Annotated in this window: 23 protein-coding genes and 2 tRNA genes; 9 read left to right on the forward strand and 16 right to left on the reverse strand. The window is 62.4% G+C overall.

Annotated features, from left to right (window positions below; translation table 11 throughout):
- Nucleotides 1-25 precede the first annotated feature (25 nt).
- Together ACT89O_RS10925 and ACT89O_RS10930 are read right to left on the reverse strand one after the other, a co-directional pair.
- The gene (locus ACT89O_RS10925; protein WP_010461104.1) at nucleotides 26-376 is read right to left on the reverse strand and encodes a hypothetical protein; all 351 of its coding nucleotides are present in this window, start codon (nucleotides 374-376) and stop codon (nucleotides 26-28) included.
- A gap of 194 nt (nucleotides 377-570) precedes the next feature.
- Complete coding sequence (locus ACT89O_RS10930) at nucleotides 571-1,911, reverse strand: GNAT family N-acetyltransferase (RefSeq protein ID WP_487262646.1); 1,341 nt, start codon at nucleotides 1,909-1,911, stop codon at nucleotides 571-573.
- Nucleotides 1,912-1,991: 80 nt separating this feature from the next.
- On the opposite strand from ACT89O_RS10930, the gene ACT89O_RS10935 reads away from it, so the two are divergent.
- Nucleotides 1,992-3,650 carry an NAD+ synthase gene (locus ACT89O_RS10935; RefSeq protein ID WP_487262647.1) on the forward strand — a complete coding sequence of 553 codons (1,659 nt, stop codon included), beginning with the start codon at nucleotides 1,992-1,994 and terminating at the stop codon, nucleotides 3,648-3,650.
- A gap of 56 nt (nucleotides 3,651-3,706) precedes the next feature.
- A complete protein-coding gene (locus ACT89O_RS10940; protein WP_007857855.1) occupies nucleotides 3,707-4,045 on the forward strand; it encodes a P-II family nitrogen regulator in 339 nt (112 codons plus the stop codon).
- Between the two features lie 114 nt (nucleotides 4,046-4,159).
- Here ACT89O_RS10940 and ACT89O_RS10945 read toward each other — a convergent pair whose 3' ends face one another.
- Genes ACT89O_RS10945 through ACT89O_RS10970 form a run of 6 tightly spaced genes read right to left on the reverse strand, consistent with a single transcriptional unit; the run spans nucleotide 4,160 to nucleotide 7,739 of the window.
- Nucleotides 4,160-4,753 carry an LOG family protein gene (locus tag ACT89O_RS10945; protein ID WP_487262648.1) on the reverse strand — a complete coding sequence of 198 codons (594 nt, stop codon included), beginning with the start codon at nucleotides 4,751-4,753 and terminating at the stop codon, nucleotides 4,160-4,162.
- A complete protein-coding gene (locus ACT89O_RS10950; RefSeq protein WP_055393766.1) occupies nucleotides 4,746-5,156 on the reverse strand; it encodes a diacylglycerol kinase in 411 nt (136 codons plus the stop codon). Before ACT89O_RS10950 ends, ACT89O_RS10945 begins: the two co-directional genes overlap by 8 nt.
- Nucleotides 5,157-5,211: 55 nt before the next feature.
- On the reverse strand, nucleotides 5,212-5,760 hold the full coding sequence (locus ACT89O_RS10955; RefSeq protein ID WP_055393768.1) for an RDD family protein: 549 nt from the start codon (nucleotides 5,758-5,760) through the stop codon (nucleotides 5,212-5,214).
- Between the two features lie 45 nt (nucleotides 5,761-5,805).
- On the reverse strand, nucleotides 5,806-6,696 hold the full coding sequence (locus tag ACT89O_RS10960; protein WP_121419804.1) for a DUF3106 domain-containing protein: 891 nt from the start codon (nucleotides 6,694-6,696) through the stop codon (nucleotides 5,806-5,808).
- Nucleotides 6,697-6,720: 24 nt separating this feature from the next.
- Nucleotides 6,721-7,173 (reverse strand): DUF3619 family protein, encoded by a 453-nt coding sequence (locus ACT89O_RS10965; RefSeq protein ID WP_121506719.1) that lies wholly within the window; start codon nucleotides 7,171-7,173, stop codon nucleotides 6,721-6,723.
- Nucleotides 7,170-7,739 (reverse strand): RNA polymerase sigma factor, encoded by a 570-nt coding sequence (locus ACT89O_RS10970; protein WP_121419806.1) that lies wholly within the window; start codon nucleotides 7,737-7,739, stop codon nucleotides 7,170-7,172. The genes ACT89O_RS10965 and ACT89O_RS10970 overlap by 4 nt, the downstream gene beginning before the upstream one ends.
- A gap of 293 nt (nucleotides 7,740-8,032) precedes the next feature.
- On the opposite strand from ACT89O_RS10970, the gene ACT89O_RS10975 reads away from it, so the two are divergent.
- The 6 genes from ACT89O_RS10975 to pbpG all read left to right on the forward strand — a co-directional run bounded on the left by ACT89O_RS10975 (nucleotide 8,033) and on the right by pbpG (nucleotide 15,511).
- A complete protein-coding gene (locus tag ACT89O_RS10975; protein ID WP_055393777.1) occupies nucleotides 8,033-9,826 on the forward strand; it encodes an acetolactate synthase 3 catalytic subunit in 1,794 nt (597 codons plus the stop codon).
- 143 nt (nucleotides 9,827-9,969) lie between these two features.
- Nucleotides 9,970-10,461 carry an acetolactate synthase small subunit gene (ilvN, locus tag ACT89O_RS10980; protein WP_007857867.1) on the forward strand — a complete coding sequence of 164 codons (492 nt, stop codon included), beginning with the start codon at nucleotides 9,970-9,972 and terminating at the stop codon, nucleotides 10,459-10,461.
- Between the two features lie 61 nt (nucleotides 10,462-10,522).
- On the forward strand, nucleotides 10,523-11,539 hold the full coding sequence (gene ilvC, locus ACT89O_RS10985; protein WP_055393779.1) for a ketol-acid reductoisomerase: 1,017 nt from the start codon (nucleotides 10,523-10,525) through the stop codon (nucleotides 11,537-11,539).
- A gap of 193 nt (nucleotides 11,540-11,732) precedes the next feature.
- Nucleotides 11,733-12,566 carry a CDP-diacylglycerol--serine O-phosphatidyltransferase gene (pssA, locus tag ACT89O_RS10990; RefSeq protein WP_055393781.1) on the forward strand — a complete coding sequence of 278 codons (834 nt, stop codon included), beginning with the start codon at nucleotides 11,733-11,735 and terminating at the stop codon, nucleotides 12,564-12,566.
- 213 nt (nucleotides 12,567-12,779) lie between these two features.
- Entirely contained in the window at nucleotides 12,780-14,318 is a 1,539-nt protein-coding gene (locus ACT89O_RS10995) for a 2-isopropylmalate synthase (protein WP_121419808.1), read from the forward strand.
- A gap of 116 nt (nucleotides 14,319-14,434) precedes the next feature.
- Nucleotides 14,435-15,511 (forward strand): D-alanyl-D-alanine endopeptidase, encoded by a 1,077-nt coding sequence (gene pbpG, locus ACT89O_RS11000; RefSeq protein ID WP_121506717.1) that lies wholly within the window; start codon nucleotides 14,435-14,437, stop codon nucleotides 15,509-15,511.
- A 205-nt stretch (nucleotides 15,512-15,716) separates the two neighbouring features.
- Here pbpG and ACT89O_RS11005 read toward each other — a convergent pair whose 3' ends face one another.
- From ACT89O_RS11005 to ACT89O_RS11030, 6 genes are all read right to left on the reverse strand, one after another.
- On the reverse strand, nucleotides 15,717-16,544 hold the full coding sequence (locus ACT89O_RS11005) for an IclR family transcriptional regulator (RefSeq protein ID WP_055393786.1): 828 nt from the start codon (nucleotides 16,542-16,544) through the stop codon (nucleotides 15,717-15,719).
- Between the two features lie 56 nt (nucleotides 16,545-16,600).
- Nucleotides 16,601-17,362, reverse strand: coding sequence for an arginyltransferase (locus ACT89O_RS11010; protein WP_487262649.1), 762 nt, complete (start codon nucleotides 17,360-17,362; stop codon nucleotides 16,601-16,603).
- Nucleotides 17,359-18,114: a leucyl/phenylalanyl-tRNA--protein transferase gene (gene aat, locus ACT89O_RS11015; protein ID WP_487262650.1), complete on the reverse strand. Its 756-nt coding sequence runs from the start codon at nucleotides 18,112-18,114 to the stop codon at nucleotides 17,359-17,361. The genes ACT89O_RS11010 and aat overlap by 4 nt, the downstream gene beginning before the upstream one ends.
- A gap of 198 nt (nucleotides 18,115-18,312) precedes the next feature.
- Nucleotides 18,313-18,388 (reverse strand) — tRNA-Asn (locus ACT89O_RS11020).
- Between the two features lie 52 nt (nucleotides 18,389-18,440).
- Nucleotides 18,441-18,516: transfer RNA gene (locus ACT89O_RS11025), tRNA-Asn, on the reverse strand.
- A gap of 137 nt (nucleotides 18,517-18,653) precedes the next feature.
- On the reverse strand, nucleotides 18,654-19,073 hold the full coding sequence (locus ACT89O_RS11030; protein ID WP_487262651.1) for a YbaN family protein: 420 nt from the start codon (nucleotides 19,071-19,073) through the stop codon (nucleotides 18,654-18,656).
- A gap of 105 nt (nucleotides 19,074-19,178) precedes the next feature.
- Here ACT89O_RS11030 and def point away from each other — a divergent pair, with 105 nt between their 5' ends.
- Complete coding sequence (gene def / locus ACT89O_RS11035; protein WP_228895933.1) at nucleotides 19,179-19,718, forward strand: peptide deformylase; 540 nt, start codon at nucleotides 19,179-19,181, stop codon at nucleotides 19,716-19,718.
- A gap of 189 nt (nucleotides 19,719-19,907) precedes the next feature.
- Here the strand turns inward: def and ACT89O_RS11040 are convergent, their stop codons facing one another.
- Nucleotides 19,908-22,517: a [protein-PII] uridylyltransferase gene (locus tag ACT89O_RS11040; RefSeq protein WP_487262652.1), complete on the reverse strand. Its 2,610-nt coding sequence runs from the start codon at nucleotides 22,515-22,517 to the stop codon at nucleotides 19,908-19,910.
- 86 nt (nucleotides 22,518-22,603) lie between these two features.
- Nucleotides 22,604-23,419 carry a type I methionyl aminopeptidase gene (map, locus tag ACT89O_RS11045; RefSeq protein WP_055393799.1) on the reverse strand — a complete coding sequence of 272 codons (816 nt, stop codon included), beginning with the start codon at nucleotides 23,417-23,419 and terminating at the stop codon, nucleotides 22,604-22,606.
- Nucleotides 23,420-23,465: the final 46 nt, after the last annotated feature.

Genomic DNA, 23,465 nt, shown 5'->3' on the forward strand with positions numbered 1-23,465 from the left:
TTGACGGGCCGTCTGCAGCCGTTGTTCAGTTGCCTGCCAGCTGAAACCGCTGGTCAAAGTTCATCTTGCCCAGCACACGCAGTGCCGCCGTGCGGGTGGCGTTGTCTACCTTGCTGATGTCCAGGCTGTAGCGCTTGGCGGTGGACACCACGTCCACGCTTTTGGGGCCCCACTGCACCGCGACCAGCAGGGCGGGGCGCTGGCCCGCTTCGGCACCCACCGACACACCGCGCTGCTCGGGCCGCAGCATGAATTCCAGCCGGGGGGTGCGTACCAGGGTGAGGCGGTGGGCGCCCTGTGGGCCCAGCGCGAATGAGACGACCCAGTCGTCTTCGTCTTCCACCGTCAGAAATGGGACATGCTGCGGAGCGGCCATGGTGAGGGTGCTGTGGGTTGACGGGCGGGCGGATGGGCCGCCGTGGTGCGCAGCCCGGGTGCGGGCGGCCGCCAGTATGCCGTTGCAAAAGCTGTGCCGAGGTCGGGAGAACCCGAGGTTGGGCGCATCCAACGCGCTGGTGGCGTTGTCAGGCTGGTGCAAGCTGGTGTGGGACGGGCTGGCGTTGCGCTGGCTCAGGCTGTCTTGAACGGGCTGCGTTCGTGCAGTTCGCTCAGGTACTCAGCCACCCCGGCGCCTTCGCGCTGCAGGAACCGCTCCACCGCGTCGGCAAAAGCCGGGTGCGCCAGCCAGTGGGCGCTGGTGGCCTGCACGGGCAGCAGGGCGCGGGCCATCTTGTGCTCGCCCTGGGCGCCGCCCTCAAAGCGGATCACGCCGTGCTCGATGCACCACTGCAGTGGCTGGTAGTAGCAGGCTTCGAAGTGCAGGCAGTCCACGCGCTCCAGCGCGCCCCAATACCGGCCGTATGCAACTAATTCTTGGTTTTTTTGGCTGCCAGCGCTGGATGGTAAAGCGCTGACAGCTATCAAACTGCTAGCAATTGGCTGGCCGTCGCGCTCGGCCACAAACAGCAGCCAGGCCTCGGGCATGTGGGCCGCCATGCGGGCGAAGAAGTCCCGCGTGAGATAGGGCGGGTTGCCGTGTTCGAGGTAGGTGCGTTCGTAGCAGCGGTAGAAAAAATCCCAGTCGGCTGCGCTGATGTCCGCACCACGCGACGAACGGAAGCTGACCCCGGCATCCGCCACGCGGCGGCGCTCCTGGCGGATCTTCTTGCGCTTGTCCTGGGAGAGGCTGGCAAGGAAGTGGTCGAAGTCTTTGAAGGGTTGGCCCGAGCCGCCGCCGGGCAAGGTGCTGTCGGGGGAGGGTGCATCAGACGCAGCGGGGAGCGTGGGGGCAACGTTCTCGCCGCCGCCGGGCCGCCCCAAGGCGGTGAGGGCCCCCTCGGGGGGCAGCGAACCACGCGCAGCGGGGAGCGTGGGGGCCACATTCTTCCAATGAAATTGAACGGTGTGCCGCAGCATCAGGTCTTGCTGCGCACTGGTCAGCACGTCGTCGTCGCTGGCAAACAGGATGTGCACGGACGACACGTTTTCGTCCTCGCACCACTGGCACACGGCCTGCACCAGCAGAGCGCGTGCAGCATCGTCACGGGCCAAAAGGCGGCTGCCCGGCACGGGGGTGAAGGGCACGGCGATCACGGCCTTGGGGTAGTAGGGCACGCCGTGCTGTTCGTAGGCGCTGGCCCAGGCCCAGTCGAACACGTACTCGCCGTAGGAGTGGTTCTTGAGGTACAGCGGGCAGGCGGCAATCAGGGTGTCGCCCTCCCACAGGGTCATGAAGCGCGGCGCCCAGCCGGTGCGTGGGGTGGCGCTGTCGCTGGTCTCCAGGGCGGCCAGGTACTCGTGGCGCATGAAGGGCGTGGGGTGGCTTTGCTGGGCCAGCAGGGTGTTCCAGGCCGCAGCATCCACGTCCAGCGCAGTGGCAAGTACGCGGGCGATAATGGCAGATTCAGCCATGCACGCCCCGGTTTTGTTTTGCAAGCTGCGGGCCCGTGTGGGCGGTGTTCAACCTGGCCGCAGGGGCCGATTCCAGTTCCATGACGCTCTCCATTTGCACTGCGCAGCTCAACTTTGTTGTGGGCGATATGCCCGGCAACGCCCAAAAGATCATTGCGGCGGCCCGCGAGGCTTATGCCCAGGGCGCCCGTTTGCTGCTGACGCCTGAGCTGGCGATTTGCGGCTATGCGGCCGAAGACCTGTTCCTGCGCCCCGCCTTCATTGCGGCCTGTGATGATGCCGTGAAAACCGTGGCCCGCGAGACTGCGGGGTTGAAAGGCCTGGCCATCGTGCTGGGCCACCCGCAGGCCGTGGCGCCCGATGCTCCGGCGTTCAGCGCTTGCTTCAATGCCGCCAGCCTGCTGCGCGATGGGCAGATCGAGCAGACCTATGCCAAGCGCGAACTGCCCAACTACCAGGTGTTTGACGAGCGCCGCTACTTTGTGGCGGGCGACAAGCCTTGCATCTTCGAGGTGGAAGGCGTGCGCGTGGGGGTGCTGGTGTGCGAAGACGCGTGGTTTGCCACCCCTGCACGCGATGCCGCCGCAGCGGGGGCACAAATGCTGGCGGTGATCAATGCATCGCCTTTCCACCTGGGCAAGAGCGCCGAGCGCGAAGCCACCATGCGCGAGCGTGTGGCCGAGACGGGCCTGCCGCTGGTGTATGCCCACCTGGTGGGCGGGCAAGACGAGGTGGTGTTTGAGGGCCGCTCGTTTGCGCTGAATACCGATGGCTCGGTGGCAGGGCGTGGTCCGGGTTTTGAAGAAAAACTGGTGTTTGCGCAGGTCCATCAAGCACAAGATGCTATCAAAATTGAAGCGAACATAGCCCCAGAGAAAAGCCTGGAAGCCGACCTGTGGGATGCCCTGGTGCTGGGCGTGCGCGACTATGTGGGCAAGAACGGCTTTCCGGGCGCGCTGCTCGGGCTGTCGGGGGGCATCGATTCGGCCCTGGTGCTGGCGATTGCCGTGGATGCGCTGGGGGCCGACAAGGTGCGCACGGTGATGATGCCTTCGCCCTACACGGCCGACATCAGCTGGATCGATGCGCGCGACATGGCCGAGCGCCTGGGCGTGCGCTACGACGAGATCTCCATCAAGCCGCAGTTCGAGGCCTTCAAGGCCGCACTGGCCAGCGATTTTGCAGGGCTGCCCGAAGACACGACCGAAGAAAACCTGCAGGCGCGCATCCGGGGCACGCTGCTCATGGCGCTGTCCAACAAGTTCGGATCCATCGTGCTCACCACGGGCAACAAGAGCGAGATGTCCACGGGCTACTGCACGCTGTACGGTGACATGGCAGGGGGCTTCGCCGTGATCAAGGACGTGGCCAAGACCCGCGTGTTCGACCTGGCCCGCTGGCGCAACGCCAACGACCCGTATGGCACGGGCGCCAGTCCGATTCCAGAGCGCATCATCACGCGCCCGCCCAGCGCCGAGCTGCGGCCCGACCAGAAAGACCAGGACAGCCTGCCGCCCTACGAGGTGCTGGACGCCATCGTGGCGCGCTACATGGAGAACGACGAGCCCATCGAGTCCATCATCGCCAGCGGCTTTGAACGTGCCGATGTGGAGCGTGTCACGCGCCTCATCAAGCTCAACGAGTACAAGCGCCGCCAGGCTCCTGTAGGGATTCGCGTCACGCGCCGCAGCTTTGGCAAGGACTGGCGTTACCCTATCACCAGCAAATTCAGGGCGTGACGCTTCGGCGCTGCGCTTTCAGACCCCATTTTTTTACATCCTCCAGGAGACCCGCCATGAAAATGATCACCGCCGTCATCAAGCCCTTCAAGCTCGAAGAAGTCCGCGAAGCCCTGGCCGAGTGTGGCGTGACCGGTCTCACCGTGACCGAGGTGAAGGGTTTTGGCCGCCAGAAGGGCCACACCGAGCTGTACCGTGGCGCCGAGTACGTGGTGGACTTCCTGCCCAAGGTGAAGGTCGAGGTTGTCGTGAAAACCGAGGACGTGGACCGCTGTGTGGACGCCATCGTGAATGTGGCCCGCACCGGCAAGATTGGCGACGGCAAGATTTTTGTGACGGCCGTGGAGCGTGTGGTGCGTATCCGTACTGGGGATCTGGACGACGCGGCTGTGTAAGGCTCCCCCCTGAGTCGCTGCGCGCCTTCCCCCTGAGGGGGACGCCACCAGTGGCCTGGCAAAGCCAGTTCCACGGTGGCACTGGCCTTGCGCTGAGCCAGTTTTTGAAGGCCGTTAGATCACCGAGCGCAGCGGGACGGGCGCTTGGTCGGGGCCGGCGTCTTGCACCAGCGTGCGCAGCAGTGCCTCGGCATCGGTAGAGGCGTGCAGCAGGCCCATCTGCCATTCGCCCATGAAGCCGCTGGCCACGCTGGTCTGCAGAAAGCCCAGCAGGCCGTCGTAGTAGCCGGCCACATTGAGCAGGCCGAGGGGCTTGTCGTGGTAGCCCAGTTGGCGCCAGGTCCACACTTCAAACAGTTCTTCAAAGGTGCCGATACCGCCGGGCAGGGCCAAAAAGGCATCGCTGCGCTCGGCCATCATGGCCTTGCGTTCGTGCATGGTCTGCACGATGTGCAACTCGTCGCATTGGCGGTTGGCCAGCTCTTTATCGACCAGGGCCTGGGGAATCACGCCCACCACGCGCCCGCCCGCAAGCCGCGTGGCTTCGGCCACCGTACCCATGAGGCCGCTGCGGCCGCCGCCATACACCAGCTGGCCGCCGTGCTGGCCAATCCATTGGCCCACGGCTTCGGCAGCGTCGGCAAAGGCCGCGTTCTCGCCAGGTCGCGAGCCGCAATACACACACACGGAAAAAGTCGGTTCAGCCATGGAAAATCCTCTGAAAAACCGCTGCACCCCAGATGCCCGCGCACAGCAGCAAGGCCAGCAGCACGGCAGCGCTGCCCATGTCCTTGGCGCGTTTGGAAAGGTCGTGCCACTCGGGGCCGATGCGGTCGATGGCGGTTTCGATGCCGGTGTTGAGCAACTCCACGATCATCACGATCACCACCGAGCCTGCCAGCAGCGCGGTTTCTACCCAGCTTTGCCCCAGCCAGAGAGACGCGGGCAGCAGCACCATGGCGGCAATGGCTTCCTGGCGGAATGCCTTTTCGTTCCAGCCTGCGCGAAGGCCTTCGATGGAGTACCCCGCAGCGTGCCAGATGCGGTTCAAGCCCGTGCGGGCCTTCTGGGGGTTGGCGGGCGCGGAGGACTCGGGTGGGGACAGGGGCATAGGGATATTGTGTCGCAGCCGCATGACAGCGGGCGTTGCAGCCTGCGCGCGGGTGCTACTTTTTCGGAAGCTCGAAGTGCACCAGGCGCGTGCCTGCCAGGGCGTCGTGCCAGAACTGCCGCTCTGGATGAAAGCGGCTCAGGATGGCCCAGATGGCAACCCAGCCGAACAGCAGCACCAGCACTTCAATGGCTGAGACGCCCAGCAGATAGGCTGCCAAGGGCGGCAGGAACCACACCCAACTCAGCAGATAGCGCAGCAGCGCACGCGCCTGGGTGATGGGTTGCCCGGCGGTGTCCACCACACGGATGAGCCAGGTCTTTTGAGCCAGGGTCTGGCCTTTGGCCCAGAACCAGGTGAAGTAAATGCCAAACACCACAAACAGAAAGGCCTGCAGGGCGTGCCGGTTGTCCAGGGCGTGGCGGGTTTGGCTCAGGGTGCCGAACAGGTAGCCTGCAATGAAGACCACACCGAACATGAGCATGCCCTCATACAGCCAGCAGGCCATGCGGCGCCACAAATTGGGCGTGGGGCCGAGGGCGGCGGAAGAGGTCTTTGCAGAGAGGGATGCCTGCGGTGCTGGGGCGGGAGGGGTGGCGGTCATTCCAGAAGGCGAAAGCAAGGCGGAGAGTGTCGGCCAGCGACGGGACTACTGAGGATACAGGCCCGAGTTGTCGGGAGTGACCATGGGCGCTGTTGTCGCAGGTGTTTCTGCGGAACCTGCGCCCAGAGGGGGGAGTGCTGCTGGTACTGCCACCGGAATCGAGACGGGCGCCGTCTCGACCACGTTGGAGGCCGGATTTTGCGTGGGCACGCCGGTCGCCGGGGGCGCCGTGGGGGTGACCGGTGCCGCCACACGGGGGGCGCTGTGGTCGAGCACGGGCGGAATCTTCGGTGCGTTGGGGCGGCTGGGGTTGGCCTGCGTGGCCGCCGGAACCTGGGCCAGCTTCTTGGGCGACACGGGGCGCAAGGCCGTGGCGGCGCCCTTGGGCTTGGGGGCGGCACGCGCAGCCAGCGCACGTTTTTCCTCGTCGGACAGCGCCTGGTAGGCCTCCCACTGGGCGCGTTTGTCGTCGCGGGCAAGCCGGTTGGTGACTGCATAGTTCAGCCGGGCCTGGTTGCGCTGCTGTGCGCTCAGGCTGGCCCAGTCCGTCATGCGGTCATGAAATTTGGCCTGTTCTTCTTCAGGAAGCGCCGAGAAATTGGCGGCCAGCGCAAGCCAGCGGCGCTTTTGCGCTTCGCTGATGAGCGCCCAGCGCTCTGCCAGTGGGTACAGCGCCAGTTTCTGGGGCGTGGTCAGGGTTTCCCAGCCCGGGCCGGTCTCGACCTGTGGCACTGCCATGGTGCCAGGCCGGGTGGACGTGCGGGCATTGTTGGGGCTGGCAACCGCAGCTTCAGCCCCCGCAGGCAGCAGGGTGCCGGGTGCCATGCGCATCTGTACCAGCACCTGGCCACCCACCGCTGCGAGCACGCCCAAGAGCGCCAAAGCCAGCACAAAGGCTGGCAGGGCAGGGGAAGCGTCGGGTGAACTTGGGTGCATGCAGTACGCGGTCGGGGGCGGGGCTCAGTTCGACGGGGCAGAGGTTTTGAGGAATTGTACGAAGCCAGGGTCAGCGTAGGCTGCTGGTGGCAAATCGTCGGTCAAAAGGGCTGCATCGACTTCGGCCAGGTCATTGGCGCTGCTTTCGTCCTGGGCAATGTTGATGACCACCAGCCCCACCACCAGTGCCATCAGCGGAACGGCAGACACCAGTGCATTCCACCAGCCGCCACCCTCGTTGCCGCCACGGCCCAGCGTGGCACTGCCACCCGCATGCACCACAACGGGTGCCGCCAGACGCACCGGCACGGTGTCTTTCTTGCGCTTGGCAAGGGCTTGCATGCGCGAGGCGCGCAGCCGTTCGGAAATGTCGTAAGGCAATTCGTCGGTGCCGCTGGACAAGCGCGCCGTAACGCGCAGTGCAAAGCGCTCTGCCGCAGCTTCTGCCTGTGTCGATGGGGTCTGTACAGTGTTCATGGCTCGATTCCTTTGGCCTTCAGTGCCTTGCTGAGGGTTTGTATGGCACGAAAACAGTGCGTTTTGACGCTGCCTTCGGAGCAGCCCATGGCGGCTGCCGTTTCTGCTACATCCATTTCTTCCCAGTAACGCATCAGGAACGCTTCCCGTTGACGTGGGGGCAGCTCGGCAATCTCGGCTTCGATCCCGTGAAAGATCTGCGCCCGCCGGGTCAGATCCTCGGCGCTCTCTGCCCGTTCCCCATTTTCCGGTCCTGAATACGCTTCAAGCAGATCAAAATCCATGCCATCTTCGCCGGGACCTTCAAAGTCGCTCATGCTCGAAAACAGTGCATTGCGGGTTTTCTGGCGGCGAAACCAGTCCAGCGTGCAGTTGGAAAGTATGCGCTGGTAGAGCATGGGCAGCTCAGCCGCCGGCTTGTCACCATAGTGCTCTGCCAGCTTGAGCATGCTGTCCTGCACGATGTCGAGCGCCGCTTCCTCATTGCGAACGTGGTAGACCGAGCGCTTGAATGCGCGCTTTTCTACACTTTTGAGGAAGTCGGAGAGTTCTCGTTCGGTTGCCAAGACGGGTCAGCCCGGGAGGGGATCGGTGCCGGTGAGTTCACAAAAATGTGGCTATCCGGCACGTGGAGCCTTTGATTATCGCATCCGCCGGGGTTTTTTTCGGGGGATGGCAGTTTTACATGTGTTGCAGTGCGATAATCGCCACTGCAATTCAAAGGCAAACGGGTCACGGTCCGGCGCGGCAATCATCCCGCCCATGTCCTTGGCCTCAAGTTCCAAGCTGGCTTCACAAGAGCGCATGTTAGGAGCACCCAAGGTTTTTCGTCAGAGAAATTCACAAAGGTTGATCGATCATGGAAATCTCCAAGGCTGAAATCTCTTCAGCGGCCGCTGCTTCGCAGGGCAACACCTCCCCCGCTTCCGGTGCTCAGGACCTCATGGGTTCCGAGATCCTCATCAAGTCGCTTCAGGCTGAGAACGTCCAGTACATCTGGGGCTATCCCGGCGGTGCAGTTCTCTACATCTACGACGCGCTCTACAAACAAGACACCATCCAGCACGTGCTGGTGCGCCATGAGCAGGCTGCCGTACACGCTGCTGACGGCTACGCCCGCGCCACGGGTGAAGTGGGCGTTGCGCTGGTCACATCCGGTCCAGGTCTCACCAACGCAGTGACCGGTATCGCTACGGCGTACATGGACAGCATTCCGATGGTGATCATTTCCGGACAGGTGCCCACGCCCGCCATCGGGCTGGATGCCTTCCAGGAGTGCGACACGGTCGGTATTACCCGCCCCATCGTCAAACACAATTTCCTCGTCAAAGACCCGCGCGATCTGGCCATGACGATGAAGAAGGCCTTCCACATTGCCCGCACCGGCCGCCCCGGCCCCGTGGTGGTGGATGTGCCCAAGGACGTTTCCTTCAAGAAGGTGCCGTACAGCGGCTATCCACAAAGCGTGGAAATGCGCTCGTACAACCCTGTGCGCAAGGGCCATGGTGGTCAGATTCGCAAGGCGCTGCAACTCCTGCTGGCGGCCAAGCGTCCCTACATCTACACCGGCGGTGGCGTGCTGCTGGGCAATGCCACCAATGAGCTGCGCACGCTGGTGGACATGCTGGGCTACCCGGTCACCAACACGCTGATGGGCCTGGGTGCCTACCCCGCGTCGGACCGCAAGTTCCTGGGCATGCTGGGCATGCACGGCACCATCGAGGCCAACAACGCCATGCAGAACTGCGACGTGCTGCTGGCTGTGGGCGCGCGTTTTGATGACCGCGTGATCGGCAACCCCAAGCACTTTGCGCAGAACGACCGCAAGATCATCCACGTTGATATTGACCCGTCGAGCATTTCCAAGCGCGTGAAGGTCGATATCCCGATCGTCGGCGACGTCAAGGACGTGCTCACCGAGCTGATCTCCATGATCCGCGAGAGCAGCACGCGCCCTGACTCGGGTGCTCTGGCCGCTTGGTGGGACACCATTGAAGGCTGGCGCAAGCGCGACTGCCTCAAGTACAGCATGGGCAGCCCAGACGTCATCAAGCCCCAGTACGTGGTCGAAACGCTGTGGAACATGACCAAGGACGCGGACACCTACATCACGTCCGACGTGGGCCAGCACCAGATGTGGGCCGCGCAGTACTACCGCTTTGACGAGCCACGCCGCTGGATCAACTCTGGCGGCCTGGGCACCATGGGCGTGGGCATCCCGTACGCCATGGGCATCAAGCTGGCAAAGCCGCAGTCCGAGGTGTTCTGTATCACTGGCGAAGGCTCGGTGCAGATGAACATCCAGGAGCTGTCCACCTGCCTGCAGTACAACACGCCGATCAAGATCTGCTCGCTCAACAACCGCTACCTGGGCATGGTGCGGCAGTGGCAAGAGATCGAATACTCCGGCCGCTACAGCCACAGCTACATGGACGCGCTGCCCAACTTCGTGAAGCTGGCAGAGGCGTACGGCCATGTGGGCATGTTGATCGAGAGTCCCAAGGACGTAGAGCCCGCTCTGCGCGAAGCCCGCAAGCTCAAGGACCGCACCGTGTTCATGGACTTCCGCACCGACCCCACCGAGAACGTGTTCCCGATGGTCCAGGCCGGCAAGGGCATTACCGAGATGCTGCTGGGGTCGGAGGACCTTTAAGCCAAATCGGCCTCCAGCGCTTGTTCATCAAGCGCTACCAGCTATCGAATAGATAGCATTCACTTTTTTGACGAATCTATTGCCTGCCAAGCCCGTGCATTACCGTGCACGGGGGAGGGCAGCGAAAAGAGGAATCTGCACCTATGAAACACATCATTGCCGTTCTGCTGGAAAACGAACCCGGTGCGCTGTCGCGCGTTGTCGGCCTGTTTTCTGCCCGTGGTTACAACATCGAATCGCTCACCGTGGCGCCCACTGAGGATCCATCGCTCTCGCGCATGACGATCCAGACCACGGGCTCCGACGATGTGATCGAACAGATCACCAAGCATCTGAACCGCCTCATTGAGGTCGTGAAGGTGGTGGATCTCACCGAAGGTGCCTACACCGAGCGCGAGCTCATGATGGTGAAGGTGCGCGCGGTGGGCAAGGAGCGCGAGGAGATGAAGCGCATGGCCGACATCTTCCGTGGCCGCATCATCGACGTGACCGAGAAGAGCTACACGATTGAGCTGACCGGCGACCAGTCGAAGAACGACGCTTTTCTGCAGGCCATTGACCGCACGGCCATCTTGGAAACCGTACGTACGGGTGCCAGCGGCATCGGCCGCGGCGAGCGCATCTTGCGCGTGTAAGACAATTCACCCCGTTTTTCCCATTTCAACCCCCAACAACGCATTTCAACCGGAGCGACCCATGAAAGTTTTCTACGACAAAGACACCGATCTGAGCCTGATCAAAGGCAAGACCGTGGCCATCATCGGCTACGGCTCGCAGGGCCATGCCCACGCACAAAACCTGAACGACAGTGGCGTGAAGGTCGTGGTCGGCCTGCGCAAGGGCGGTGCATCGTGGGACAAGGTTGGTAAGGCCGGCCTGACGGTTCTGGAAGTCAACGACGCCGTCAAATCCGCTGACGTGGTCATGATCCTGCTGCCTGACGAAGACATCGCAGCCGTCTACAAGAACAACGTCGAGCCCAACATCAAGCAAGGCGCCTCGCTGGCCTTTGCCCACGGCTTCAACGTGCACTACAACCAGGTCGTGCCCCGTGCTGACCTGGACGTGTGGATGGTCGCCCCCAAGGCCCCTGGCCACACCGTGCGTAACACCTACACCCAAGGCGGCGGCGTGCCCCACCTGGTCGCTGTGCACCAGGACAAGTCCGGCAAGGCCCGTGACCTGGCCCTGAGCTACGCAGCTGCCAACGGTGGCGGCAAGGCCGGCATCATCGAGACCAACTTCAAGGAAGAAACCGAGACCGACCTGTTCGGCGAACAAGCCGTGTTGTGCGGCGGTGCCGTCGAGCTGATCAAGATGGGTTACGAAACCCTGGTTGAAGCCGGCTACGCCCCTGAAATGGCCTACTTCGAATGCCTGCACGAGCTCAAGCTCATCGTGGACCTGATCTACGAAGGTGGCATTGCCAACATGAACTACTCGATCTCGAACAACGCCGAGTACGGCGAGTACGTGACCGGCCCCGAAGTGATCAACGAGCAGTCGCGCGCCGCCATGCGCAATGCCTTGAAGCGCATCCAGAACGGCGACTACGCCAAGATGTTCATCCAGGAAGGCCGTCTGAACTACCCATCGATGACAGCCCGTCGCCGCAACACGGCCGACCACAGCATCGAAAAGGTAGGCGGCCAACTGCGCGCCATGATGCCTTGGATCGCCAAGAACAAGCTGGTCGATCAGACCCGCAACTGATTCTCCATCGCTGGAGCATCACGAGGCCACTTCGGTGGCCTTTTTCGTTGGCGGTCGGTCCTGTTGGCAGGCGCTACACTGCGGCCTTCGCCTTGATGGCGCGCGGCGACCTGCCCGTGCAGCGGGGAATTGCTGGATACTATAAATTTAATAGCTGCTCAAGCAATATGGGCAAGCGCTGGAGGTCTATTTAATGCATGACGGCAATGAATCCACCGACAACCCCGGTGTGATGGTGCGCAAACGGCGCAAGGGCATCTACATCCTGCCCAACCTGTTCACGCTGGCGGCATTGTTTGGGGGCTTCTATTCGATCGTGATGGCCATGAATGGCCGTTTCGACATGGCGGCCGTGGGCGTTTTTTGTGCGATGGTGCTCGACAGTCTTGATGGCCGGGTAGCGCGCATGACCAATACCCAGAGCGCGTTTGGCGAGCAGATGGATTCGCTCTCCGACATGGTGTCCTTTGGAGCGGCGCCTGCCCTGATTGCCTATGAATGGTCCCTCCAGGGGCTGGGCCGCTGGGGCTGGATTGCCGCATTTGTGTACTGCGCCTGTGCCGCGCTTCGCCTGGCGCGCTTCAATGTGAATACCGGCGTGGTGGACAAGCGCTATTTTCAGGGGCTGCCTTCGCCAGCCGCTGCAGCTTTGGTGGCGGGGTTCATCTGGCTGATGACCGAGCTGGGCGTGCATCCTGGTGAAGACCACTGGCTGACCTGGAGTCAGACGACCTGGATCATGTTCGCATTCACGCTGTACGCGGGGCTCACCATGGTGACCAATGTGCCGTTCTACAGCTTCAAGGATGTGCAGATGAAAAAGAGCGTGCCTTTTGCAGCCATTGTGTTGATCGCGCTGGGCATTGCGATCATCAACATCCACCCGCCCATCGTGCTGTTTGGCGTGTTCGTGTTCTATGGCCTGAGCGGTTACGGCGTGTACGCCTGGCGCAAGGCCAAAGGACAGCACAGCAGCGTGATCAGCACCTCGACGGACGAACCGGACGAACGTGGACTGCACAAGTGATTGGAATGATGTCTGGCCAGTTGTGCTACATTGCACCGCATGAATTCGTTTGCACTGGCTCTACTGCTACCTCCCTACGGGCGGAGACAGTAGGCGCACGCGCACACTTTTTCCACAAAGGCCCGTATGCACCCGCAACGGGCCTTTTGTTTTGGGCGCCAGATTTTTAGTGTTGCGGGCCAATCCCACCCCACCAGTACCAGGAGAAACAACATGGCTGACAAACTCATCATTTTCGACACCACTTTGCGCGATGGCGAACAGTCCCCCGGCGCCTCGATGACCAAGGATGAGAAGCTGCGAATTGCCCGCCAGCTGGAGCGCCTGAAGGTGGACGTGATCGAAGCCGGTTTTGCGGCCAGCTCTAACGGAGATTTCGAGGCGGTGCAGGCGATTGCCAATGCCATCAGGGAGTCCACCATCTGCTCGCTGTCGCGCGCCAATGACCGCGACATTTCCCGCGCAGCCGAAGCGCTTGCAGGGGCGAACAGCGCGCGCATCCATACGTTCATTGCCACCAGCCCGCTGCACATGGAAAAGAAGCTGCGCATGACGCCAGAGCAGGTGCTGGAGCAGGCCAAGCAGTCGGTGCGTTTTGCGCGCAACCTGGTGGGAGATATTGAGTTCAGCCCCGAAGATGGCTACCGCAGCGACCCAGACTTCCTGTGCCGCGTGCTCGAAGCTGTGATCGCCGAGGGTGCCACGACCATCAATGTGCCCGACACCGTGGGCTATGCCATCCCCGAGCTGTACGGCAACTTCATCAAGACCCTGCGCGAGCGCATTCCCAACAGCGACAAGGCCATCTGGTCCGTGCACTGCCACAACGACCTCGGCATGGCCGTGGCCAATTCGCTGGCTGGTGTGAAGATTGGCGGCGCGCGCCAGGTGGAATGCACGATCAATGGTCTGGGTGAGCGCGCTGGCAACTGTTCTCTCGAAGAGGTGGTGATGGCGGTCAAGACCCGCCGCGACTATTTCAACCTCGATCTCAACATTGATACCCAGCACATCGTTGCGGCCAGCCGAATGGTCAGTCAGACCACGGGGTTCGTGGTGCAGCCGAACAAGGCCGTGGTGGGGGCCAATGCCTTTGCGCACGCCAGTGGCATCCACCAGGATGGCGTGCTCAAGGCGCGCGATACCTACGAAATCATGCGTGCCGAGGATGTGGGCTGGAGCGCCAACAAGATCGTGTTGGGCAAGCTCAGCGGCCGCAACGCCTTCAAGCAGCGCCTGCAGGAACTGGGTGTGAGCCTGGACAGTGAAACCGAAGTCAACACCGCTTTCACGCGTTTCAAGGAGCTTGCCGATCGCAAGAGCGAGATTTTTGACGAGGACATCCTGGCGCTGGTGAGTGATGAGAGCGTGACCAGCGAAAGGGAACAATATGGCTTTGTCTCTCTGTTCCAGCAGAGCGAAACGGGTGAGCACCCCCGAGCACGCATCGTCTTTACGGTAGATGGCCAGGAGGTGCGGGGCGAGTCCGAAGGAAACGGCCCTGTGGATGCCTCGCTCAAGGCCATCGAATCGCATGTGAAGAGTGGTGCGGAGATGGTGCTGTACTCGGTGAACGCCATCAGCGGCTCGACAGAGAGCCAAGGCGAGGTCACCGTGCGCCTGCAGAACAGTGGCCGCGTGGTCAACGGCGTGGGAGCAGACCCCGATATCGTGGTCGCTTCGGCCAAGGCCTATCTGAGTGCGCTGAACAAGTTACAAAGTAAAGCTGACCGGGTGGCTGCACAGGGTTGAATGATCAATTTATAATTTCATTCACTTTCTTGGAAAGTCGCGCAAGGTATTGATCTTGCGCGACTTTTTTTGATTCTGTACACTGCTCAACACTTATTACCGTTTGGAGCACTTTGATGCACCATCGCCACCGCGCCGCAGTGACCCGTTTTTTCCAGCTTTTGGGCTTTGTCGTCGTCAGTACGGCGCTGGTTGTGCCGATTGCGCACTCAGGGGAGCGCTCCAAGGCGCCAGCCAAAAAGCAGCAAGTCAGTTCGGCCAATGCCAAGCGCGCTGCTCCGGCCCGCAAGGTCGCTACCAATACCCGCGCCGTGCGTGTCACGGCCAAGACCGCCAAGGCGCCGACCCGTGTGGCCTTTGTGCCTGCCAAGCAGTCGTTCGGGCAAATGGCGGGGCTGCATGAGGTGAGTGATCCGCTGGACCTGAAGTCCAGCGTCGCACTCGTGATCGACCAGGACACGCATGAAGTCCTGCTCAGCAAGAATGATCAGGCAGTGCTTCCCATTGCGTCCCTGACCAAGCTCATGACGGGCTTGCTGATTTCCCAGGCCAAGCTGCCGATGGATGAGCCCATTACGATCACCCAGGATGACGTTGATACTGAAAAAGGCAGCCGCTCGCGCCTGACCGTGGGCTCTACGTTGACCCGGGGCGAGATGCTGCACCTGGCGCTCATGTCCAGCGAGAACCGCGCAGCGCATGCGCTGGGTCGTACGTACCCTGGTGGCCTCGAAGCGTTTGTTGTGCAGATGAATGTCAAGGCCCGCCTGCTCGGCATGACCGATACCCGTTATGTTGAGCCAACCGGCCTTTCCAGCCGCAACCAGTCCAGCGCACGTGACCTGGCTACCCTGGTGAATGTGGCGCATGGTGATCCCCTGCTGCGCGAACTGTCCACGTCACCGGGATATGAGGTGGCAGTGGGCCCCAAAACATTGCAGTACAACAACACCAACGGGCTGGTAAAAAACCCCACCTGGGACATTGGCCTCCAGAAAACCGGCTACATCTCGGAAGCAGGGCGCTGCCTGGTGATGCAAACCCAGATCGCCGGGCGCAAGCTCATCATGGTGTTTCTGGATTCGGCGGGCAAATTCAGCCGCCTGGGTGATGCTGAGCGTGTGCGCCATTGGGTGGAGTCGATGCCGTCATTGACGGCGCCTTTGCAGGCCCGTGCAGGGTCCAATGGGTGAGGCAGTTAATCCTGTAGCTTGTACATCCTTCCCTCGCGCGCCAAGCATTTGGTGCTGGTAGCGTCGGCGGGATTTCGTGCCGACTGCCTTGTGCGCTGATTTGATGGATCCACCGGCCGACCGGGCATCACTGCCCGCGTCGGTTTTTTTTCAAGGATCAGGCCCGGCTGCGGCTGCGGCTGCGGTAGCTGTTGTGTCCCGAGGCTCAGCGAAGTCCCGGACGCAAACCCGCATCACCGGATGCCGACGCTTCCATGCTGGGTGTGTGACCCAGAGCCAGAGAAATCTCGTTGGCCGTGGCTTGGAGCTTGGGAAGCCATCCTTCGTCCAGTCGATCAGCGGGTGCTGATATGGACAGTCCGGCTACCAACTTGCCTTGGTCATCGTAGACGCCAGCGGCCATGCAGCGCACGCCCAGTTCCAGCTCTTCGTTGTCGCGGGCAATACCGTACTGGCGTGCTTTGGCGAGTTCGCGCTCCAGGATGGGCAATTGGGTGATGCTGTTGCGGGTGTGTCCGGCCAGACCGGTTCGGGTGGCATAGGCCCGCACGCGCTGGGGGTCGTCCAGGGCCAGAAAGAGCTTGCCTGTGGAGGTAAGGTGCAGAGGGGCCCGTCCGCCAATGGCGCGCACCACCTGCATGCCGGAGCGTTCACTGTAGGCACGTTCGACATACACAATCTCGTCGCCCTGGCGCATGCTGAGATTGACGGGCTGCTGGATCAGCTTGTGAAGATTGCGCATCGGGGTCAGGGCGGCATCGCGCACGCTCAGGCGCGCTTTTACGAGGTTGCCCAGTTCCAGCAGGCGCATGCCCAGTCGGTAGCTGCCCGATTCTGGCCGATCCACGAAACGGCCAATCGTGAGGTCGTTCAGGATGCGGTGCGTGGTGGACGGGTGCAGCCCTGTTTTCTCGCTGATTTCCTTGAGAGATATTGCCTCTTCGCGTGACGCCAGAACATCGATCAGCGTAAACATGCGTTCAAGCACCTGAACGCTGGGTTTGACGGGGATGCTGGGATCGTTTTTTTTCATGGACGGCGATGCAGTGACGGCCGCAGCATTTTATCTTGTGAAATGCGAGCCTGCATTCACGCGCTCTGATTCGCGCCCGGGCTGGAGCGATGCCACTGGCCATCGGTCCGGATCTCGTGGGGGTGAAAGCGCGCCTTGTAGTTCATCTTGGGGCTGGCCCCGATCCAGTAGCCCAGGTACACATGGGGCAACTCCAGGGAGCGCGCCTGGGCAATCTGCCACATCACGTTGTAGGTGCCGTAGCTGCAATGTGGCTCGGGTTCGTAGAAGGTGTAGACCGCCGAAAGCCCGTCGTCGAGCACGTCCAGGATGGACACCATCTTGAGCGCGCCGGGCTCTCCTGTTATGCCATCTGTTTCGCGGAACTCCACCAGACGTGAATTCACCCGGCTTTGCAGCAGAAACTGCGTGTATTGGTCGATGCTGTCATGGTCCATGCCGCCGCCCGCATGGCGGCCGTTCTGGTAGCGCAGATACAGCTGATAGTGCTCGGGTACAAAACACAGGCGCAATACCCGCGCCTGCAGATTGCCGTGCCGCACGGTAGCGCGCCGCTGGCTCCGATCCGGCTGAAACTCGTTCACCAGCACGCGCAAGGGGGTGCAGGCCTGGCAGCCATCGCAATAGGGGCGGTAAGTGAACATGCCACTGCGGCGAAACCCCTTGGCCACGAGATCGGAATACACATCGCTCTGGATCAGGTGGCTGGGCGTGGCGACCTGCGACCGTGCCTGCCTGTCCGGCAGATAACTGCAGGGGTAAGGGGCTGTCGCGTAGAACTGCAGGGTCTGCAGTGGTAGGTCATTGAGTTGCGTCATGCCGTGGGCGCCGTGAAGGGCAGCAGCTCGTTCCAGTATACGGGTTCAAACGACCACGAGAGGGCGGGCTGGTCCAGTGCGTTTTGTATGTGAGACAGGAACTGGGCTCGCGAGATTTCGTGGGCTCCCAATGAGGCCAGGTGCCGGGTGTTCTGTTGGCAATCAATCATTGCCACACCCTGGCGGCGGCACAAGGCCACCAGGGCCGCAAGCGCGATTTTCGATGCATCGGTAGCGTGGGCGAACATCGATTCACCGAACACCGCCTGCCCCAGTGCGACGCAATACAGGCCGCCTGCCAGTTTTCCATCGATCCAGGTTTCAACGCTATGAGCATTGCCCGCTGCATGGAGGCGGGTGTAGGCTTCAACCATCTCGGGCACGATCCAGGTGCCCGCCTGCCCGTCGCGCTCCTTGCTGGCGCAGGCTGTAATCACGTCCAGGAAGTTGTGGTTTATGCGGATCTCGCAGGCTGTATTTGCTCGGAATGCCTGCAGGGTCCTGCGAAGCGAGCGATGGAGTCGGAAGTTCGCCACGGGCAAGACCATTCGTGGATCGGGAGCCCACCACAAGATGGGTTGCCCCGGGCCGTACCAGGGGAAAGTGCCCTGGGCATACGCCGCTCGCAGATGCGCTACATCCAGCGTGCCACCGGCAGCCAGGAGTCCGGGGGCGGGGTCGTCGGGTCCCCATGCTTTCGCAGGGGCGGGTAGCGGATCTTCAAGCTCCAGCCAAGGCAGTTGCGGGGGCATGGGGTTGCAATACAAATAGGACTTGCGCAAATCGGGGTGCAACGGCCGCCTCGCCTTGGGATGGGCCGATTGCCTGGGCCTGTTTTGCGCAAGTCATGACAAAGAACTGTATTGTCAGGCAGGCACAGGGGTGGTGGATTTTCTTGAGGCGTATGAATGAAAAAGCCCACCATGCGTGAACATGGCGGGCTTCTTTGATGGCTCCTCGACCTGGGCTCGAACCAGGGACCTACGGATTAACAGTCCGGCGCTCTACCGACTGAGCTATCGAGGAATGATCGGTATGTAAAAGGCCCCGCGTACACATGCAGGGCCTGCAAAATTCTTGGCTCCTCGACCTGGGCTCGAACCAGGGACCTACGGATTAACAGTCCGGCGCTCTACCGACTGAGCTATCGAGGAACAAGACTTAGATTATATACATAAAAATTGGGGCTCCGAAGATTTGACGGCGGGTTCTTGCGTGGTGTTGCGGTCGCGTGCCGAGGTGTGCGAATGACGGCCAACTTTCACTACTCCGGTGAGGGGAAGGGCGGGCTTCAGGGCTCGGGGCGGTGCCACAGCCAGGCTGCCACGCAAACCATGGAGGTGATGGCGATACCTACCACCCACGGCCGAGTGCCCGTGGCGAACAGCACGATGCCGCTCAGCGCCATGAGCAGTGTGGCACTCCACTTGGCCCGCCGGCTGACCTTGCCGCCCTGGGCCCAGTTGCGAAGCAGGGGGCCGAACAAGCGATGGTTCCACAGCCAGCGGTAGAGCCGTGGCGAGCTGCGGGCTGCGGCCCAGGCCGCCATGAGGATGAACACCGTGGTCGGCAGTCCGGGAACGATCACACCGAGGATGCCCATGACCAGGCACAGCACGGCAAATGCGAGCAGCAGCCAGCGCACGGGCCAGGGCAGGGTGCGCAGTGGCGGCGCGGCGTCTTCGTGGGACTCTGTGGGGGGCTGGGGCATGTCCGTTATTGTGAATGCCCCGGCGGCAGCACCGGGGCGTGCGCACGCGCTATGCTGCCGCAGCAGCGCATGCGCCGCTTTTCTCTTGACCTGAATGCACCTTCGATGACCATCCACACCATCCTGAAGATGGGCGATCCGCGCCTGCTGCGTGTTGCCCAGCCTGTCACTGAATTCGATACCGATGCGCTTCACCTTCTGGTGCGCGACATGTTCGAGACCATGCAGTCTGTCAACGGAGCGGGGCTTGCGGCGCCGCAGATCGGCGTGGATCTGCAGCTCGTGATTTTTGGGTCTGGCGAGCGCAATCCACGCTACCCGGACCGGCCCGTGGTCCCTCCCACCGTCTTGCTCAACCCGGTCATCATGCCCCTTGGTGATGAGGAGGATGAGGACTGGGAAGGTTGCCTCTCGGTGCCAGGGTTGCGCGGCAAGGTGCCCCGCTGGTCGCGCATTCGCTATACCGGGTTTGATCCGTATGGCGACCCGATCGACCGCACGGTGGAAGGGTTTCATGCCCGGGTGGTGCAGCACGAATGCGACCACCTCATTGGCAAGCTCTACCCCATGCGGGTGCGCGATTTCACGCAGTTCGGCTTTACCGAAGTGCTGTTCCCGGACATCAGTGCCAACGAGGACGACTGATGCCTCCGCCTGACAGGCACACATCCGTCACCGGTGTACCCGCACCGGGATAGATCTTGCTGTGGGTGATGGCTTCGTACGCCTGGTTGCTGAAGCTGCTCAGGGTGCAAGATGTCAAAAAAAGGCCGCTAGCGCTTTCTGGTAAATCGCTGGTAGCTATTAAAAAGAGAGCATTTTGTCGAGCATGGCTCACGCGGACAGTTCGCGCAGCAGCTCGGTCTCGATTTCGATCTGGCGGGCGTTGTTCTGCAGCTCGGGGCCCTGGATCAGGAAGGTGTCTTCCACCCGCTCCCCCAAGGTGCTGACCTTGGCCAGTTGCACGCTAAGGTGGTGCTGCGCCAGGATACGGGCCACCAGGTAGAGCAGGCCCGCCCGGTCGCTGGCCGAGATGGCCAGCAGCCAGCGCTGGGCCTTTTCGTCGGGGCGCAGCGTGACGCGCGGCGCCACCGGAAAACTCTTGACCCGGCGCGAGACCCGCTTGCGGGCGGGCTCGGGCAGCGGGCCACCGGCCTCGATCACACGCACCAGATCGCTTTCGACCATGTGCGTCAGCTCCCGGTAGTGCCCCGGCTGCGATGAGGCCACCACCTGGAAGGTGTCGAGGGCATAGCCGTTGTTCGCGGTGTGCACGCGGGCATCCAGGATGGAAAACCCCGCGCGGTCGAAATATCCGCAGATGCGCGCAAACAGATCGGCCTGGTCGGCCGCATACACCATCACCTGCAGCCCGTCGCCTGCCAGCGACTGGCGCGCGCGCACCACAGGCTTTGCCGTGCCGACATGGCGCGACAGGTGGCGCGTGTGCCAGGCGATGTCGGCTGCCTCGTGCCGCATGAAATAGCTCACGTCCAGCGTGGCCCACAGGGCCTTGTGTGCCTCGAAGGGCAGGGCGCTCAGGGCCAGCAGCACCAGCGCCTCGCGCTTGCGGGCCTCGATTTCGGCGGCAGCGTCGGGCGCCCGGCCGCCCAGAGTGCGCAGCGTGGCGCGGTACAGGTCTTCCAGCAGTTTGCCCTTCCACGCATTCCACACCTTGGGACTGGTGCCACGGATGTCGGCCACGGTGAGCAGGTACAGCGCGGTGAGATAGCGTTCGTTGCCTACGCGCTGCGCGAACGCGGCGATCACGTCGGGATCGCTCAGGTCTTCCTTTTGGGCGATGCGGCTCATCGACAGGTGTTCGCTGACCAGGAATTCGACGAGTTTTGCGTCCTCGCGGGCGACGCCGTGTTGGCGGCAAAAGCGGCGCACTTCCACGGCACCGATCTGCGAGTGGTCGCCCCCACGGCCTTTGCCAATGTCATGGAAGAGTGCGGCGATGTACAGGATCCACGGCTTGTCCCAGCCGCCAGCCAGCTGCGAGCAAAAGGGGTACTCATGTGCATGCTCGGCCATGAAGAAGCGCCGCACATTGCGCAACACCATCAGGATGTGCTGGTCCACCGTGTACACGTGGAACAGGTCATGCTGCATCTGGCCGACGATGCCGCGAAACGCCCACAGGTAGCGGCCCAGCACCGAGGTTTGGTTCATCAGCCGCATGGCATGCGTAATGCCCGACGGTTGCTGCAGGACGCGCATGAAGTTGTCGCGGTTGACCGGGTCGCGGCGGAAAGCGCCATCCATCACGCCGCGTGCGTTGTACAGCGCGCGCAAGGTGCGGGCTGACAGATCTTTCAGGCCCACCGTGGTCTGGTAGAGCAAAAAGGTTTCGAGGATGGCGTGTGGGTCGCGCGTGTAAAGGTCATCGCTGGCCACCTCGATGAGTCCGGCCTTCTCGAAGAAGCGCTCGTTGATGGGGCGCGGCTCGTGCGTCGAGGGATTCAGGCGCTCTTCGATGTTGAGCAGCAGGATCTGGCTGAGCTGCGATACCGCCTTGGCCGCCCAGTAGTAGCGCCGCATGAGGCTCTCGCTGGCGCGCATGGGCAGCCGTGATCCGTCGGGCGCCTGTGAGCGGTAGCCAAACGACTCGGCCACGGCTGTCTGCAGGTCAAACACCAGCCGGTCTTCATGCCGCCCAGCGGCGGCATGCAAGCGCGCACGGATGAGGCACAGCACCGCCTCGTTGCGCTCGATCTGGCGCACCTCGAACGCGGTGGCCATGCCGCTGGCGGCCAGCTCTTTCCAGTTGCGGCCCAGCCCCGCGGCCTGGGAGACCCACAAGATCATCTGCAGGTCGCGCAGCCCCCCAGGAGACTCTTTGCAGTTGGGCTCCAGCGAATAGGGCGTGTTCTCGTACTTGTTGTGGCGCTGGCGCATCTCCAGTGTCTTGGCCACCAGAAACGCCTGGGAATTCATCTGCGCGCGGTACTGCCGCTGGAAGTCTTCAAACAGCGCTGCGTTGCCGCACACGAGGCGTGATTCAAGCAGGGAGGTCTGCACGGTGACATCGCCCGCACTTTCGGCCAGGCATTCGGCCACCGTGCGCACGCTGGAGCCAATCTCCAGCCCCGCATCCCAGCAGCTGCCGATGAAACCTTCGAGCTGGGTGCGCAGTGCGCTGCCCGCCTCGGGCGCCGCACCATCGGGCATCAGCAGCAGTACATCCACATCCGAATAAGGAAAGAGCTGGTCGCGCCCGAAACCGCCCACCGCCACCAGGGCCATGTCGGCAGGCAGTTCGGCGCGCTGCCACAGCGTTTGCAGCAGGTTGCCTGCCAGGGTGGACAGCTTGCGCAGCAGCACCCGGATGCCGCGTGTCGAGGCCCCCGTCGCTTTCATGGCGGCCAGCAGCGCCGCTTTGTCGCTGCGGTAGGCGTCCCGCAGGACGTGCACTTCAGGCAGGGCATGGATTTTGGTCATGGTCGTCGAAGGTCGCGCTGAAGAAGGGCCATGCAAAAAGCCATGCAAGAGTTGTGCGAGCCGGCTGGCAGGGGCCGGCGAGCGGGTCAGGTCTTGGTCGCGGTCACAAACGCCGGGAGCGGCGGCGAGCCTGCCGACAGCGTCATGACTTCATAGCCTGTTTCGGTAACCAGCACCGTGTGCTCCCACTGGGCTGACAGGCTGTGGTCCTTGGTCACGATGGTCCAACCGTCGTTACCAAAGTCTTTTACCTCGCGGCGGCCAGCGTTGATCATGGGCTCGATGGTGAACACCATGCCGGGCACCAGTTCTTCGAGCGTGCCGGGGCGGCCGTAGTGCAGCACCTGAGGCTCTTCGTGGAATTTTTTGCCAATGCCATGGCCGCAGAACTCGCGCACGATGGAAAAGCCCTGGCCTTCGGCAAACTTCTGGATGGCGTGGCCGATGTCGCCCAGATGCGCGCCGGGCTTGACCTGCACGATGCCGTGCCACATGGCATCAAACGTGATGGCCGACAGCCGCTTGGCGGCGATCGAGCATTCGCCGATCAGGTACATGCGGCTGTTGTCGCCATACCAGCCGTCCTTGGTGATCACAGTCACGTCCACATTGACGATGTCACCCTTCTTCAAAGGCTTGTCGTTGGGGATGCCGTGGCACACCACATGGTTGACCGAGGTGCACAGCGAGGCCGGGTAGGGGGGATAACCCGGTGGCTGGTAGCCCACGGTGGCCGAGATGGTGCCCTGCTGGGCCATGCATTCGGCGCCCAGGCGGTCGATCTCTTTGGTGGTGATGCCGGGCTTGATGTGGGGGGCGATGTAGTCCAGTACTTCGGAGGCCAGACGGCAGGCCAGGCGCATGCCCTCGATGTCCTCAGCGCTTTTGATGGTGATGCTCATCCCCGGATTATCCCATTGGCCCCCGCGCCACGCAGGCGGTGCGGCC

The organism is Acidovorax sp. NN32 (genome assembly GCF_057597245.1).

Bases quoted from the DNA above. Each gene is read 5' to 3' on its own strand.
- ACT89O_RS10925 (WP_010461104.1), bottom strand. From the start codon at position 376: ATGGCCGCTCCGCAGCATGTCCCATTTCTGACGGTGGAAGACGAAGAC.
- ACT89O_RS10930 (WP_487262646.1), bottom strand. From the start codon at position 1,911: ATGGCTGAATCTGCCATTATCGCCCGCGTACTTGCCACTGCGCTGGAC.
- ACT89O_RS10935 (WP_487262647.1), top strand. From the start codon at position 1,992: ATGACGCTCTCCATTTGCACTGCGCAGCTCAACTTTGTTGTGGGCGAT.
- ACT89O_RS10940 (WP_007857855.1), top strand. From the start codon at position 3,707: ATGAAAATGATCACCGCCGTCATCAAGCCCTTCAAGCTCGAAGAAGTC.
- ACT89O_RS10945 (WP_487262648.1), bottom strand. From the start codon at position 4,753: ATGGCTGAACCGACTTTTTCCGTGTGTGTGTATTGCGGCTCGCGACCT.
- ACT89O_RS10950 (WP_055393766.1), bottom strand. From the start codon at position 5,156: ATGCCCCTGTCCCCACCCGAGTCCTCCGCGCCCGCCAACCCCCAGAAG.
- ACT89O_RS10955 (WP_055393768.1), bottom strand. From the start codon at position 5,760: ATGACCGCCACCCCTCCCGCCCCAGCACCGCAGGCATCCCTCTCTGCA.
- ACT89O_RS10960 (WP_121419804.1), bottom strand. From the start codon at position 6,696: ATGCACCCAAGTTCACCCGACGCTTCCCCTGCCCTGCCAGCCTTTGTG.
- ACT89O_RS10965 (WP_121506719.1), bottom strand. From the start codon at position 7,173: ATGAACACTGTACAGACCCCATCGACACAGGCAGAAGCTGCGGCAGAG.
- ACT89O_RS10975 (WP_055393777.1), top strand. From the start codon at position 8,033: ATGGAAATCTCCAAGGCTGAAATCTCTTCAGCGGCCGCTGCTTCGCAG.
- ilvN (WP_007857867.1), top strand. From the start codon at position 9,970: ATGAAACACATCATTGCCGTTCTGCTGGAAAACGAACCCGGTGCGCTG.
- ilvC (WP_055393779.1), top strand. From the start codon at position 10,523: ATGAAAGTTTTCTACGACAAAGACACCGATCTGAGCCTGATCAAAGGC.
- pssA (WP_055393781.1), top strand. From the start codon at position 11,733: ATGCATGACGGCAATGAATCCACCGACAACCCCGGTGTGATGGTGCGC.
- ACT89O_RS10995 (WP_121419808.1), top strand. From the start codon at position 12,780: ATGGCTGACAAACTCATCATTTTCGACACCACTTTGCGCGATGGCGAA.
- pbpG (WP_121506717.1), top strand. From the start codon at position 14,435: ATGCACCATCGCCACCGCGCCGCAGTGACCCGTTTTTTCCAGCTTTTG.
- ACT89O_RS11005 (WP_055393786.1), bottom strand. From the start codon at position 16,544: ATGAAAAAAAACGATCCCAGCATCCCCGTCAAACCCAGCGTTCAGGTG.
- ACT89O_RS11010 (WP_487262649.1), bottom strand. From the start codon at position 17,362: ATGACGCAACTCAATGACCTACCACTGCAGACCCTGCAGTTCTACGCG.
- aat (WP_487262650.1), bottom strand. From the start codon at position 18,114: ATGCCCCCGCAACTGCCTTGGCTGGAGCTTGAAGATCCGCTACCCGCC.
- ACT89O_RS11030 (WP_487262651.1), bottom strand. From the start codon at position 19,073: ATGCCCCAGCCCCCCACAGAGTCCCACGAAGACGCCGCGCCGCCACTG.
- def (WP_228895933.1), top strand. From the start codon at position 19,179: ATGACCATCCACACCATCCTGAAGATGGGCGATCCGCGCCTGCTGCGT.
- ACT89O_RS11040 (WP_487262652.1), bottom strand. From the start codon at position 22,517: ATGACCAAAATCCATGCCCTGCCTGAAGTGCACGTCCTGCGGGACGCC.
- map (WP_055393799.1), bottom strand. From the start codon at position 23,419: ATGAGCATCACCATCAAAAGCGCTGAGGACATCGAGGGCATGCGCCTG.